This is a genomic window from Variovorax sp. HJSM1_2, assembly GCF_049316285.1.
GTDB lineage: Bacteria > Pseudomonadota > Gammaproteobacteria > Burkholderiales > Burkholderiaceae_C > Rhodoferax_B.
This window is the reverse complement of the sequence record NZ_JBMOXA010000008.1, coordinates 1-13,372: the sequence shown is the minus strand read 5'-3', so window position 1 is coordinate 13,372 and position 13,372 is coordinate 1. Positions and strand designations below refer to the sequence as shown.

Sequence of the window (13,372 nt, the reverse complement as noted above, 5' to 3'; positions counted from 1 at the left end):
CGCTTAGTGCCGGAAGTGGCGCACACCCGAGAACACCATGGCCACACCGCGCTGGTTGGCGGCGTCTATGACTTCCTGGTCGCGCATGCTGCCACCGGGTTGGATGACGCAGGTCGCACCGGCGTCCACCACCACGTCCAGGCCGTCGCGGAAGGGGAAAAACGCATCACTCGCCACCACCGTGCCTTGCAGGCTGAGCTTGGCGTGGCTGGCCTTGATGCTGGCGATGCGGGCCGAGTCGAGGCGGCTCATCTGGCCGGCGCCCACACCCATGGTCATGCCGTCCTTACAGAACACAATGGCGTTGCTCTTGACGTACTTGGCCACCTTCCAGGCGAACAACAGGTCTTCCAACTCTTGTGGTGTTGGTTGCTTGAGCGTGACCACCTTCAACTCGCTGGCCGCGAGTTCGCGGTTGTCTGCCGTTTGCAGCAACAGGCCGGAGCCAATGCGTTTGGCGTCCACGGCGTTTCGGCCACGTTGCCAGTCGCTTGTGCCACCGGGCGCAGGCAGGGCAATCTTCAGCAAACGCACATTGGCTTTGGCCTTGAAGATTTCCAACGCTTCAGCGGTGAACTCGGGTGCCATCAGCACTTCGACAAACTGCTTGCTCACCTGCTGTGCGGCTGCACCATCCACCACGCGGTTGAAGGCGATGATGCCGCCGAAGGCGCTGGTCGGGTCGGTCTGGAAGGCCTTGTTGTACGAGGCCAAGGCGTCATCACCCACGGCCACGCCGCAAGGGTTGGCGTGTTTGACGATCACACAGGCTGGCACGTCGAAGCTCTTGACACATTCCCATGCGGCATCGGCGTCGGCGATGTTGTTGTAGCTGAGCTCCTTGCCTTGCAATTGCTCGGCCGTGACCAGCGAACCCGGCGCGGGGTACAGGTCGCGGTAAAACGCGGCTTGCTGGTGTGGGTTTTCGCCGTAGCGCAGGTCTTGCAGCTTGATGAAGCTGCCATTGCTTTGGCCCGGGAAGGCACTGCGTGTGGGCACGTATTCTTCGCTCAGTTTTTCTTCTTCGAACGTGACCGAAGACAGGTAGTCGCTGATGGCCGAGTCGTACTGCGCGATACGGTTGAAGGCAGCGACCGACAGGCTGAAGCGCAGCTTGGCGGACAACTTCTTTTGCGCCTGGAGGTCGGCCAGCACAGCCGGGTATTGCGATGCGTCGGTGACCACACCCACGTCGTTCCAGTTCTTGGCGGCGCTGCGCACCATGGCCGGGCCGCCGATGTCGATGTTTTCAATCGCGTCGGCCAGCGTGCAGCCGGGCTTGGCCACGGTAGCCTCAAACGGGTACAGGTTGACCACCAGCAGGTCGATGGTGTCAATGCCGTGTTCCTGGATGGCGGCCACATGGGCCGGCACATCGCGGCGCGCCAGCAGGCCGCCGTGGATCTTCGGGTGCAGCGTTTTTACACGACCGTCCAGCATTTCAGGAAAGCCGGTGTGCTCGGCCACTTCGGTCACGGGCAAGCCCGCGTCCATCAGCAGCTTGGCGGTGCCGCCGGTGGAAAGCAGCTTGATGCCCAGCGCATGCAGGGCTTGGGCGAACTCGAGTACGCCGGTCTTGTCGGATACGGAAATCAGTGCGTTCATAGTCGTTTTTTGGAGGCTGGGGTAACAGGTGTGGCCAGGGCCGGCTGGTGCAGAAGGCCTGGCGATTTTTTATTTGGCGAGCTTGTGCTCAAGCAACTTCTTGCGCAAGGTGTTGCGGTTCATGCCCAGCCATTCGGCCGCGCGTGACTGGTTCTGGTCGGCATGCGCCATCACCACTTCCAGCAAGGGTTTTTCCATGGCGCGCACCATCATGTCGTACATGCCATTGGGCTCGATGCCATGCAGGTCGGTGAAGTAATCCTCAAGACTCTCTCGTATGCATTCTTGTAGGTGTTTTTTGCTCACGCAGCACTCTCCTCTTGTTCTTCAGCACTGTCGGACGTGGTGCCCGGCAGCGGGGCGGGCATCCGGTCCATCCGGTCGGCCATCGCCTCAAAATAGTTTTTCACCGCGGCCAGTTGTTGACTGGGCTGCTCCAGCACATTCATTTGGCTGCGGAACGCGTCTCCCCCCGGCAGATGCCGGATGTACCAGCCTATGTGTTTGCGCGCGCTGCGCACACCGGTGTAGTCGCCGTAAAGGCTGTAGTGGTCTTCCAGGTGGTCGAGCAGCAGGCGCTGCACTTCCACCACCAAGGGCTGCGCCAGATGCGTGCCCGTGGCCAGGAAGTGCGCCACTTCGCGGAAGATCCACGGCCGCCCTTGCGCGGCGCGGCCTATCATGGCCGCATCCGCGCCGGTTGCGGCCAATACATCACGCACCTTTTCAGCGGTGTTGAGGTCGCCATTGGCGACCACCGGAATGTGTACCGCCGCCTTGACGGCGGCAATGGTGTCGTACTCGGCGTGGCCCTTGTAGCCTTGTTCGCGCGTGCGGCCATGCACGGTGAGCATTTGCACACCCACGTCTTCAAAACGGCGCGCCAGCACCAAGGCATTTTTGTGCGTTTGGCACCAGCCGGTGCGCATCTTCAAGGTCACGGGCACCTGGTGTGGCGCACACACCTCGACCACCGCTTGCGCGATCGCCGTGGCCAGGTCTTCGTCCTGCATCAGCGCCGAGCCAGCCCACTTGTTGCAGACCTTTTTCGCCGGGCAACCCATGTTGATGTCGATGATCTGCGCGCCACGCTCGATGTTGTAGACCGCGGCCTCGGCCATCATTTGCGGCTCGGTACCGGCGATCTGCACCGCAATGGGCGCGGCCTCGCCATCGTGGTTGGCACGGCGCGAGGTTTTCAGCGTGTTCCACAGGTCGCGCCGCGAAGTCACCATTTCGCTGACGGCATAACCTGCCCCCAGCGCCTTGCACAGGCGCCGGAACGGCCTATCCGTCACACCCGCCATGGGGGCGACGAACAAGTTGTTCGGCAGGGAATAAGGGCCAATCTGCATGAGAAATGGAAGGGCAACGCAGCGCAAGCGGCGATCAGGCGGGTCCGTGGGAAGTCTTGGGGGGAAGCCAGCGATTCTAGCTGCTCAAAATTTCAGCAATTGAAATCTACGATGCAAATTCTGGCATCGCCCTCCATCTTGCTTGGATAAGCCCGCGTGAACAACAGCGCGGCTTCCCTATACTGAGCTTCACATGGAGCAATGGATCGAACATCTCATACAACTGCTGGCGCTGCCGCAGTACGGCCTCAGCACCGTTTTTATCGTCTCGTTCATTTCCGCCACCCTGCTGCCACTGGGCTCGGAACCGGTGGTGTTTGGACTGGTGAAACTCAACCCCGAGATGTTCTGGCCCGCCGTTCTGGTGGCCACCGCCGGCAACACCTTGGGCGGCGCGGTCGATTGGTGGATGGGCTATGGCGCGCACCGCGTGGCCGACAAATACAGCCACTCGTCTCACCATACACGCGTGTTGGGCTGGCTGGAGCGCTTGGGGCCCAAAGCTTGTTTGCTCGCCTGGTTACCGCTGGTCGGCGACCCGTTATGCGCCGTGGCCGGTTGGCTGCGCCTGCCGTTCTGGCCATGCCTGTTCTACATGGCCATAGGCAAGTTCTTGCGCTACGTGGTGATGACGGGCTCGCTGGTCTGGGCGTTCCCGGGCATCTTGCAGTTCGGCAATTGAAACGCTCTAAAACCGTTCGTGGCTAGCTAGGTAGCGCCACTGCCCGGCGGCTAGCTGCTGCAGGGCAATACTGCCCACACGGCTGCGTTTGATGCTGCGCACCGGCAGCTCCACCAGTTCACACATCATGGCCACTTGCTGCGGCGCGGGGCCTTTGATGGCAAAACGCAAGCTGCTGCGCTGACCATCTGAACGAGCGCTGCTCACACTCACCCGCACAGCCGGCAAACGGCGGCCCTGTATCGTGAACGGCTGGCCCAGGCGCAGCAGAGCCGCCGGCGAGACCACACCATCGATCTCGACCATGTACTCGTGTTCGACGTACTGCGCGTCTTCAAACAGCTTGCGACCCACTCGGAAATCCTGAGTCCAGATGGCCAGGCCGCAGGCGCCAGCATCGAGCGCAGCCACCACTTGTTGTTGCGCAAAGTGCTTCTTGATGGAGCGCACGCCTGAGCGGTCGTTTTTGAATCGGTTCTCGGCGGTCAGCAGCGCGAATGCACCGTCCTGGCCTTTGCTACGGTGGCCGGCGTGGTTCACCGCATATGCCGGCGGCACATGCAGCAGCAAGGTCATGGGCAGCAGGGCCACCAGAGAGGCGTTGGGGTCGACCACCACGCTTTGCGCATCGGTGACGCGGGCCATAGGCTCTTCGACCAGCACCCCATCCACCGCCACCCAGCCGCCTTCTATGTATTGCTCGGCCACACTGCGGGAGCAGCCCATTTGGTGGGCCAGGCGTTTGGCGAGTCGAACGGGTTCAGTCATGGCAGAAATACAGAAATGGAGACTTGAGGCTTCAGGGATGCGGAGTCTACTCCGCCCCTTTTCTACACTATAAATTCAGTAGCTGATAACGCTAATGAACTCTGCACAGAGAGCCAATTTGGCATAAAAAAACCGCCGCACCTTTTACAAGGCTTGGCGGCTGGGCAGCAGCAGCGGTCTAGTGCCGCGCTTGGTAGCCACCGGTGGGTGGCGGGCTGCGGTGTTCGATGTGGCGGAACTTGATGCGGCCCTTGCTCAGGTCATAGGGCGAGAGCTCGAGCGACACCTTGTCGCCTTCCAGAATACGGATACGGTGCTTGCGCATGCGGCCGGCGGTGTATGCCACCAACACGTGGCCGTTTTCCAGCGTGACGCGGAAACGTGCATCGGGCAACACTTCGGACACCACGCCACTCATTTCAATCAGGTCTTCTTTCGCCATGACAACTCTCTTTCAACAATCAAGATTTAGTGGAAGTGGCGCTTGGGGCGTTAAGCCTGCGGCGCAACCGGAAAAGGAATACAGCGTCAAACCATTGCCAGCCGTGCAGAGGGTTGGCGTTCAGACACCCAGGCAAGACCTTGGTCTTGTGCATAACGCTGGGCCGCTTGGGCCGACAGAAAACGGCCGGTGAAACGCATCACGCGGTCGGTGGTGGCACTGCCACGGCCACTGCGGATGGAAACGCTGGCGGCGTACAGGCCGTCGGCCAGACGCTTGGACAAAGGGGAAACGAGAAACTTGCCGATGCTGATCGGCGCAATGGAATCAAAATTCAATGGAACACAGCCATTGCAGGGCAATGGACTAAGAAGGAAAAAGGCATGTCACATGCCCGAAGCCCCCGGCGTCTGGCGACGCACACACACTGGTGTGCCGAAATGCCGCTTCCAGCCCCAAATGCAGCGGGGGCGAAAAAACAAAGGGGAAACCGAGAAAACGCGCCGTTCGGCAATCAGAACAGAACAGCGCCGGGATTCACGCGATACAGGACAGGACCGAAAGCTCCGCTGCGGGAGCCGCTTGACCCTATAGGGACCAAGCAAATGAAGTAGGGACCGCGATAGATCGATTCTATCACATGCCCCCAAAATGTGCTGATGCTGTGTCGGGTTCAGCGCACACCGCACAATGCACAACATGCAGACGCCCGACCTCTTTGCGGACCAGCCGCTGGATCCACACATCGCCATCGGGGCACAGGCCTTTGTGTTGCCGGGGTGTGCCCTGCCCTACCTTGACGCACTGCTGCCGGCCATAGACGCCATCGTCGAAGCCGCGCCCTGGCGCCAGATGGTGACGCCCGGCGGCTTCACCATGTCGGTGGCGCTCACCAACTGTGGCGCCCTGGGCTGGACCAGCGACCGCCGGGGTTACCGCTACAGCGCTACCGACCCGCAAAGCGGCCAAGCCTGGCCAGCAATGCCCGCCGTGTTTTCCGCGTTGGCGCAACACGCGGCAAATTTGGCCGGCTTCAGCCACTTTCAGCCTGACGCCTGCCTGATCAACCGCTACCGGCCCGGCACCAAGCTGTCCTTGCACCAGGACCGCGACGAACGCGACTACGGCCAGCCCATTGTGTCGGTGTCGCTCGGCATGCCCGCCATCTTTTTGTTTGGCGGCCAAACCCGTGCGGGCAAAAGCACAAAGATCCCGCTAAAGCACGGTGACGTGATGGTCTGGGGCGGCGTAGACCGCTTGCGCTTCCACGGCGTGTTGCCGCTCGAAGACCAGCCGCATCCCCTGCTGGGCGGCCAGCGCATCAACCTGACGTTTCGCAAGGCGGGCTGAACACAGCCGCCAAAGCAAAAGGCGCGGTGTCCGAAAACACCGCGCCTTTTGCTTGAGGCCTGGAAAGCTTAGGAGCTGAACAAGAAGTTCAACACATCACCATCCTTGACCACGTATTCCTTGCCTTCGGCGCGCATCTTGCCCGCGTCCTTGGCGCCCTGCTCACCCTTGAAGCTGATGTAGTCGTCAAACGCAATCGTCTGGGCGCGGATGTAGCCCTTCTCGAAATCGGTGTGGATCACGCCAGCCGCCTGCGGGCCGGTGTCGCCCACATGGATGGTCCAGGCGCGCACTTCCTTGACGCCAGCGGTGAAGTAGGTTTGCAGGCCCAGCAGCGCGTAGGCGGAACGGATCAGGCGGTTCAGGCCCGGCTCGTCCTGGCCCAGTTCCTTCAGGAATTCCAGGCGATCGGCATCGTCCATCTCGGACAACTCGGCTTCAATCTTGGCGCAGATGGCCACCACGGGCGCGTTCTGCGTCGCGGCGTAGGCCTTCAGGCGATCCAGAAACGGGTTGTTCTCGAAACCGTCTTCGCTGACGTTGCCCACGAACATCGCTGGCTTGGCCGTGATGAAGAAGAACTGCTTCAGCAAAGGCAACTCTTCCTTGCTGAATTCAACTGTACGCACAGGTTTGCCCTGGTCCAGCGCCGCCTGGCATTTCTCGAGAATGGCCACCAGCTTGATCGATTCCTTGTCGCCCGAGCGCGCCGTCTTGGTCACGCGGTGCAGCGCCTTCTCGACGGCGGTCAAGTCGGCCAGGCACAACTCGGTCTGTATCACTTCAATGTCGGCGATCGGGTCAACCTTGCCGGCGACGTGGATCACGTTGTCGTCTTCGAAGCAGCGCACCACGTTGACGATGGCGTCGGTTTCGCGGATGTGCGCCAAAAACTTGTTGCCCAGGCCTTCACCCGTGCTGGCGCCGGCCACTAGGCCAGCGATGTCCACAAACTCCACAATCGCCGGCACGATGCGCTCGGGACCAACGATGGCCGCCAATTGATCCAGCCGTGGATCGGGCACTTCCACCACGCCCACATTGGGCTCAATGGTGCAAAACGGGTAGTTTTCGGCCGCGATGCCCGCCTTGGTCAACGCGTTGAACAGTGTCGATTTACCGACGTTGGGCAGGCCCACAATGCCGCACTTCAAACTCATGGCAATCCTCAAAAATCTGGTGCAAGAGTGTATGCGATGGGCCCACCGCCACGCTGCGCCAGGGTTTTGGCGCGTATTTCGGGTGCGGCGGCGGCTTAGTCGAAGCGGTAATCGGCGGCGGCAGCCTGGCCCACGCGCAACTCAAAATCCACGCCATCCAAGACAATCGCATTCATGCCAAAGGCAATGGCGCCGCCCACAATGTCCACCTTGCGGTAGCCCTGCAAGGTGTCCGACACCTCGGGGCTGCTGATGGCGGTAGCCGGGTCGATGTTGGGAATCGGGCAACGCGGACAAGGCTTCACCATCTTCAGCCGCGCATGGCCTTCGGCAGTGGCGATCAGCATTTCGTCCAGACGGTCTTCGTCGTGGGCATCCACGCCAGAAACCACCACATTGGGCCTGAAGCGCTCCATGGCGGCCGGCGCATGGCCGGCCGCGACCAGGCGCTCATTCAAGCCGTCGAGCGAGGCTTCGCTGATCACCAGCACCGGAAAGCCGTCGGCAAATTGGTTGCTGGCTTCAATGCCGCCGGTCCATTTCAGGCTGGACAAACGTTGCTGCTCCGGGTCGAAACGCACCAGGCGCAGCTTGCGTGGCGCCTCCTTGGTCGACAAAAAGTCGCTGAACCATTGCGCCGCCACGGCACCCATGTTGTAGGCACGTACTTCGTCGTCCCACACTTTGACCTGCAGCGGTTCCTCCACCGCATCCAGCGCGATGTGCAGTGCCAGCATGCCGGGTGCACGCAGCACCATCTCGTATTGCCTGATCTGTGGCTGGATCAGCGCCATGCGCGGCAGTTCGCGCTGGCTGACAAAACTGCCGTCTTCGTCCACCAGCATCCAGGCGCGGTCGAACTCCAGGCCGGTTTCGGTCAGCAAGACACTCGGCACCTGCACGCCCGCACACGACTTGATGGGATAGACATACAAGCGGCTGATCTGGGCCGAAACATCGGCTGCGGGCAAGGTGGACTCAGACGTAGACATGGTGAAAAAAACTTCCTTGGGATGCCATCAAATACACAATGCCGCCGATTGTGCCCTGCCTCCTACAATCCCCTCATGGCGCAACCCTTTGATGTATGTATTCGCGGTGCCGGCATTGTGGGCCGGACCCTGGCTTTGCTTTTGGCACGCGAGCGTTTGCGCGTGGCCTTGGTCGACAGCGCGCCTGTCGGCGGCAACACCACGGCCGATGTACGCGCCTATGCGCTCAACCCCGCTTCCCGCACCTTGCTGGAAGACTTGCGTTGCTGGCCCGATGCGCAGCACGCTACCGCCGTGGCCGCCATGCAGGTGTTTGGCGACCAGGGCGGCGAGGTCAACTTCCGCGCAGCTGCAAATGGCGCAGAAGCCTTGGCCTGGGTGGTCGATGTGCCAGCGCTGGAAACCCGCCTCAGCGAAGCCGTGCGTTACCAGCCCATGGTGCAGGTGGTCCAAACACCACAGCCCGCCACCCTCACGGTGATTTGCGAAGGCAAGGCCAGCGCCACGCGGCAGGAGTTGGGCGTGGCCTTCAGCCAGATGCCGTACCACCAGCACGCCGTGGCCGCGCGCGTGACATGTGCGCTGCCGCACGGCCAAGTGGCGCGCCAATGGTTCAGTGATGGCGAAGTGCTGGCTTTGTTGCCTTTGGATGGGCCGCAAGGGAACTCCGTCGCCGTGGTGTGGTCTGTTCAACAGGAACGTGCTCCAGCCTTGCTGGCGCTGCCACCCGAAGAATTCACCCAAGCCTTGGAACAAGCCAGCCACGGCGCGCTCGGCGCCATGCAGTTGCAAGGCGGTCGGGCATCCTGGCCGCTGCAAAACGGCCGGGCCGAGCGTTGGACCGGCCAATACCCCGCCGAAGGCCGCAAGCCGGCTAAAAGCTGGGCCTTGGCCGGTGATGCAGCCCACACCATCCACCCGCTGGCGGGCCAGGGTTTGAATCTGGGATTGGGCGACGCAGCCGAGTTGGCCAGTTTGATACACGACCGCGACTACTGGCGCAGCGTGGGTGATGAAAAACTGCTGCGCCGCTACGAACGCGCGCGCAAAGCCGCCTTGTTGGCGGTGGGCGGCACGTCCGACGGTTTGCAGCAGCTGTTTGCGCAGGATGCAGAGTTGCTGCGCGGATTGCGTAACTGGGGCATGAAGGGTTTTGAGCGCAGTGGTCTGCTCAAAACATGGGTGGCGCGCCAAGCCATGGGCACACATCGTTGAATCAATTGAGAGCATGGACATGAGATTTGCAAAACTGGCAAAACTGGGATTGGCCGCCGTCTTGGCGCTGGCAGGTGTGGCGGCGTTGGCGCAAGAGGCCACCATCCGCAAGAACCTGAATGAACGCATTCCGCAACTGCCCACCATTGCCGAAATCAGCAAGAGTCCCATGGCCGGCCTGTATGAAGTGCGGCTGGAAGACAACGACATCATGTACACCGATGCCGAGGGCAATTTCCTCATCAACGGCCACCTGATCGACACCCGGCTGCGCCGCAACCTCACCGAAGAGCGTGTTGAAAAACTCAGCGCCGTGGCCTTCAGCGCGCTGCCTGTGAAAGACGCCTTCACCATTGTGCGAGGCAACGGCAAACGCAAGGTGGCTGTATTTGAAGACCCGAACTGCGGTTATTGCAAACGCTTTGAGCAAGACATGCAAAAGCTCGACAACGTGACGGTCTATATGTTTCTGTTCCCCATCCTGAGCCCCGACTCGACCGAGAAGGCACGCAACATCTGGTGCGCCAAAGACAAGAGCAAAAGCTGGCAGGACTGGATGGTGCGCGGGCAAACACCGGCCAACGCCACCTGTGACGCGGGCGCGCTGGCGCGCAACATCGAGTTTGGCAAGAAGCACCGCATCACCGGCACACCTACACTGATCTTTGAAGACGGCAAGCGGGTACCGGGCGCCATCCCGTCCGCCGAGGTTGAGAAATACCTGGTCGCGGCGGCAAAAAACTGAATTTCAAGGGCTCCACTCGGAGCCCTTGCTGCATCTGGGCCGGGTGTGCTGGCAATCCCTGAGTCCCACTGCGGCCCCATGCCATGCCAAGTCCTGTATTCTTGGCTGCAACATGAAAAAAAACGGCAGCACCTCCCCCGCCCAACCCGGCATCCAGTACCGCATTGAAGTCGCCGATATCCACGCACACCTGTTCCGCGTCACGCTGACGGTGGAGCAGCCGGCGGCGCTGCAGCGGTTTTCATTACCGGTGTGGATTCCGGGTAGCTACCTGGTCCGCGAGTTCTCCAAGAATCTGCAGAACCTGCAGGCGCGGCAAAGCAGTAAACGCACACTGCCGGTTCAGCAACTGGACAAAAATACCTGGGACGTGGCGGCCAACCCGGCCAAGCCGCTGGTGCTGCGCTATGAGGTCTACGCCCACGACGCCTCGGTGCGTACCGCCTGGCTCGATGCCACGCGTGGTTTCTTCAATGGCACCAGCCTGTGCCTGCGCGTGCACGGCCAGGAAGACACAGCACATGCATTGGAAATCGCTGGCCACGAAAGCCTGGCAGATTGGTCGATTGCCACAGGTTTGACCGCCAGCAACACCACGGCCAAGGGCTTTGGCCACTATATTGCAGCGCACTACGACGAACTGGTCGACTGCCCGGTTGAAATGGGCAAATTCTGGAGCGGCGAATTCACCGCTTGCGGCGTGCCACACCGCTTTGTTGTCGCCGGTGCGCCGCCCTCCTTCGATGGCGCGCGCCTATTGGCCGACACCCAACGCATCTGCGAAGCCGAAATCCGTTTCTGGCGCCAGCGCACCAATGGCAGTGGCGCCAAGACCCTGCCACGCGGCGCCGCACCCCACAAACGTTATGTATTCATGCTGAATGCCGTGGATGACGGTTACGGCGGCCTGGAACACCAAAACTCCACTGCGCTGATCTGCAACCGGCGCGACCTGCCGCGCGTCGCCGCCACGGCGGCCAATGGCAGCACGCCACCCAAGCCTAGCGAAGGCTACATCACCTTGCTGGGCCTGATCAGCCACGAATACTTTCACACCTGGAACGTCAAACGCCTGCGTCCGGCGGACTTCACCCACTACCAATACGACGCCGAGCAATACACGCGGCTGTTGTGGTTCTTCGAAGGTTTCACCAGCTACTACGACGACCTGCTGCTGCGCCGCACCCATCTGCTGGACAACGCGGGCTACCTGCGCCTGCTGAACAAAACCATCAACCAGGTGATGCAGACCCCGGGGCGCAAAGTGCAGTCGGCCGCCGAGTCGAGCATGGACGCCTGGACCAAGTATTACCGCCAGGACGAAAACACGCCCAACATCACGGTCAGCTACTACACCAAGGGCGCGCTGGTGGCGCTGTGTTTTGACCTGACGCTGCGCACAGAGGGCAAAACCACGCTGGACGAGGTGATGCGCGAACTCTGGCAGCGCTGCGCCGGCGGCCCCATGCGCGAAGAAGACTTTGCCGATGCGCTGCAAGCCCTCTCCGGCCGCAGCTACGCCGCCGAAATCGCCGCCTGGGTGCACGGCAAGGCGGAGTTGCCGCTCAAGGATTTGCTCACCAGCCACGGTGTAGGCGTGCACGAAGATCCAGCACAGTTGGCTCAACGGCTGGGTATGCGTGTCAGCGAAAGTGATGGCCTCATCGTCAAGATGGTGTTGCGCGGCGGAGCGGCCGAACAAGCCGGGTTTTCCGCCGGCGACGAATGGCTTGGCCTTGAAACCCCAGAAGGCGGCTGGCGCATGGGCAAGCTCGACGACCTGCTGCTCTACGCCGGCAACACACGTACCGTGATCGCTTTGGTGGCCCGCGACAAACGCTTGCTGCGCCTGCCCTTGAGGCTGCCCGCAGCGGCCAGCACCACCACCTGGCGCCTGTCGGTGGAGAATCCGCGCACCGTGACCGCTTGGCTGGCCGGTGCCACCGACGCGACCTGAGGCGACGCCCAGGGCGGCTACATTCCATCGACTGCTTTTCCACAATCCAAACCACAGGAGACCGGCATGACCTATGAACTCATCACCGTGCGCACCGAGGCCGAAAAAGTCGGCATCGTCACGCTGAACCGCCCCAAGCAACTCAACGCATTGAACGACCAGTTGATGAATGAACTGGGCCAGGCGTTGCGGGCCTTTGATGCCGACCCGGCCATAGGCTGCATCATCCTCACGGGCAGCGAAAAGGCCTTTGCCGCCGGTGCCGACATCAGCGCCATGGCGCAGTACAGCTTTGCCGACGTCTACAAAAACGACTACATCACCAAGAACTGGGAAACCATACGCAGCATCCGCAAGCCGGTGATTGCCGCCGTGAGTGGCTTCGCCCTGGGTGGCGGCTGCGAACTGGCGATGATGTGCGACTTCATCATCGCCGCCGACAACGCCAAGTTCGGCCAACCGGAAATCAAGCTGGGCGTGATTCCTGGCGCTGGCGGCACACAACGCCTGCCGCGCGCCGTGGGTAAATCCAAAGCCATGGACATGGCCCTCACGGGTCGCATGATGGACGCCGTGGAGGCCGAACGTTCCGGCCTGGTCAGCCGTGTGGTGCCACTCGACAAACTGCTGGACGAAGCCCTGGGCGCGGCCCTGCAGATCAGCGACTTCTCGCAACTGGCCGTCATGGCGGCCAAAGAGTCGGTGAACCGGGCGTTTGAAAGCGGCCTGAGCGACGGCGTGATGTTTGAACGCCGCCTGTTCCACGGACTGTTTGCCACCGCCGACCAGAAAGAAGGCATGGACGCCTTCGTCAACAAGCGCAAGGCTGTGTTCAAGCACGCTTGATCAGAGTATTCAGCAAGAGGATCTGGGTAGATGGCCGGTGAAACGGCGAAATACGCTATAATGCGAGGCTTCGTGGTGGTATAGCTCAGTTGGTTAGAGCGCAGCATTCATAATGCTGAAGTCGGTGGTTCAAATCCACCTACCACCACCACTGTTGCAAATTCAAAGTACCAGACACTGGTGGTATAGCTCAGTTGGTTAGAGCGCAGCATTCATAATGCTGAAGTCGGTGGTTCAAATCCACCTACCACCACC

Annotated in this window: 14 protein-coding genes and 2 tRNA genes; 8 read left to right on the top strand and 8 right to left on the bottom strand. The window is 61.3% G+C overall.

The window, feature by feature from the left end:
• Positions 1-3: 3 nt before the first annotated feature.
• The 3 genes from purH to dusB all read right to left on the bottom strand — a co-directional run bounded on the left by purH (position 4) and on the right by dusB (position 2,960).
• Positions 4-1,605, bottom strand: coding sequence for a bifunctional phosphoribosylaminoimidazolecarboxamide formyltransferase/IMP cyclohydrolase (purH, locus tag ACFQ95_RS10635; RefSeq protein ID WP_422830837.1), 1,602 nt, complete (start codon positions 1,603-1,605; stop codon positions 4-6).
• 69 nt (positions 1,606-1,674) lie between these two features.
• Positions 1,675-1,911, bottom strand: a complete 237-nt coding sequence (locus ACFQ95_RS10630) for a helix-turn-helix domain-containing protein (protein ID WP_422830836.1) — start codon at positions 1,909-1,911, stop codon at positions 1,675-1,677.
• On the bottom strand, positions 1,908-2,960 hold the full coding sequence (gene dusB / locus ACFQ95_RS10625) for a tRNA dihydrouridine synthase DusB (protein ID WP_422830835.1): 1,053 nt from the start codon (positions 2,958-2,960) through the stop codon (positions 1,908-1,910). Before dusB ends, ACFQ95_RS10630 begins: the two co-directional genes overlap by 4 nt.
• Positions 2,961-3,153: 193 nt before the next feature.
• Between dusB and ACFQ95_RS10620 the strand changes: the two genes are divergently transcribed.
• Positions 3,154-3,642 carry a YqaA family protein gene (locus ACFQ95_RS10620; RefSeq protein ID WP_422830834.1) on the top strand — a complete coding sequence of 163 codons (489 nt, stop codon included), beginning with the start codon at positions 3,154-3,156 and terminating at the stop codon, positions 3,640-3,642.
• Positions 3,643-3,648: 6 nt separating this feature from the next.
• Here the strand turns inward: ACFQ95_RS10620 and ACFQ95_RS10615 are convergent, their stop codons facing one another.
• From ACFQ95_RS10615 to ACFQ95_RS10605, 3 genes are all read right to left on the bottom strand, one after another.
• Positions 3,649-4,410 carry an RNA pseudouridine synthase gene (locus ACFQ95_RS10615; RefSeq protein WP_422830833.1) on the bottom strand — a complete coding sequence of 254 codons (762 nt, stop codon included), beginning with the start codon at positions 4,408-4,410 and terminating at the stop codon, positions 3,649-3,651.
• A 178-nt stretch (positions 4,411-4,588) separates the two neighbouring features.
• The gene (gene infA, locus ACFQ95_RS10610; RefSeq protein WP_422830832.1) at positions 4,589-4,852 is read right to left on the bottom strand and encodes a translation initiation factor IF-1; all 264 of its coding nucleotides are present in this window, start codon (positions 4,850-4,852) and stop codon (positions 4,589-4,591) included.
• 86 nt (positions 4,853-4,938) lie between these two features.
• Positions 4,939-5,190 carry a hypothetical protein gene (locus tag ACFQ95_RS10605; RefSeq protein ID WP_422830831.1) on the bottom strand — a complete coding sequence of 84 codons (252 nt, stop codon included), beginning with the start codon at positions 5,188-5,190 and terminating at the stop codon, positions 4,939-4,941.
• Positions 5,191-5,551: 361 nt separating this feature from the next.
• On the opposite strand from ACFQ95_RS10605, the gene alkB reads away from it, so the two are divergent.
• The gene (alkB, locus tag ACFQ95_RS10600) at positions 5,552-6,202 is read left to right on the top strand and encodes a DNA oxidative demethylase AlkB (RefSeq protein ID WP_422830830.1); all 651 of its coding nucleotides are present in this window, start codon (positions 5,552-5,554) and stop codon (positions 6,200-6,202) included.
• A 68-nt stretch (positions 6,203-6,270) separates the two neighbouring features.
• Here alkB and ychF read toward each other — a convergent pair whose 3' ends face one another.
• Together ychF and ACFQ95_RS10590 are read right to left on the bottom strand one after the other, a co-directional pair.
• On the bottom strand, positions 6,271-7,362 hold the full coding sequence (gene ychF, locus ACFQ95_RS10595) for a redox-regulated ATPase YchF (RefSeq protein ID WP_422830829.1): 1,092 nt from the start codon (positions 7,360-7,362) through the stop codon (positions 6,271-6,273).
• A gap of 95 nt (positions 7,363-7,457) precedes the next feature.
• Positions 7,458-8,354: an MOSC domain-containing protein gene (locus tag ACFQ95_RS10590; RefSeq protein WP_422830828.1), complete on the bottom strand. Its 897-nt coding sequence runs from the start codon at positions 8,352-8,354 to the stop codon at positions 7,458-7,460.
• A gap of 75 nt (positions 8,355-8,429) precedes the next feature.
• Here ACFQ95_RS10590 and ACFQ95_RS10585 point away from each other — a divergent pair, with 75 nt between their 5' ends.
• The 6 genes from ACFQ95_RS10585 (at position 8,430) to ACFQ95_RS10560 (ending at position 13,370) form a co-directional block, all read left to right on the top strand.
• On the top strand, positions 8,430-9,569 hold the full coding sequence (locus ACFQ95_RS10585) for an FAD-dependent monooxygenase (protein WP_422830827.1): 1,140 nt from the start codon (positions 8,430-8,432) through the stop codon (positions 9,567-9,569).
• A 19-nt stretch (positions 9,570-9,588) separates the two neighbouring features.
• A complete protein-coding gene (locus ACFQ95_RS10580; protein WP_422830826.1) occupies positions 9,589-10,314 on the top strand; it encodes a DsbC family protein in 726 nt (241 codons plus the stop codon).
• 112 nt (positions 10,315-10,426) lie between these two features.
• Positions 10,427-12,271, top strand: coding sequence for a M61 family metallopeptidase (locus ACFQ95_RS10575; protein ID WP_422830825.1), 1,845 nt, complete (start codon positions 10,427-10,429; stop codon positions 12,269-12,271).
• A 66-nt stretch (positions 12,272-12,337) separates the two neighbouring features.
• The gene (locus ACFQ95_RS10570; RefSeq protein ID WP_422830824.1) at positions 12,338-13,117 is read left to right on the top strand and encodes an enoyl-CoA hydratase; all 780 of its coding nucleotides are present in this window, start codon (positions 12,338-12,340) and stop codon (positions 13,115-13,117) included.
• 74 nt (positions 13,118-13,191) lie between these two features.
• Positions 13,192-13,268, top strand: a tRNA-Met gene (locus ACFQ95_RS10565).
• A 28-nt stretch (positions 13,269-13,296) separates the two neighbouring features.
• Positions 13,297-13,370 (top strand) — tRNA-Met (locus ACFQ95_RS10560).
• Positions 13,371-13,372 lie beyond the last annotated feature (2 nt).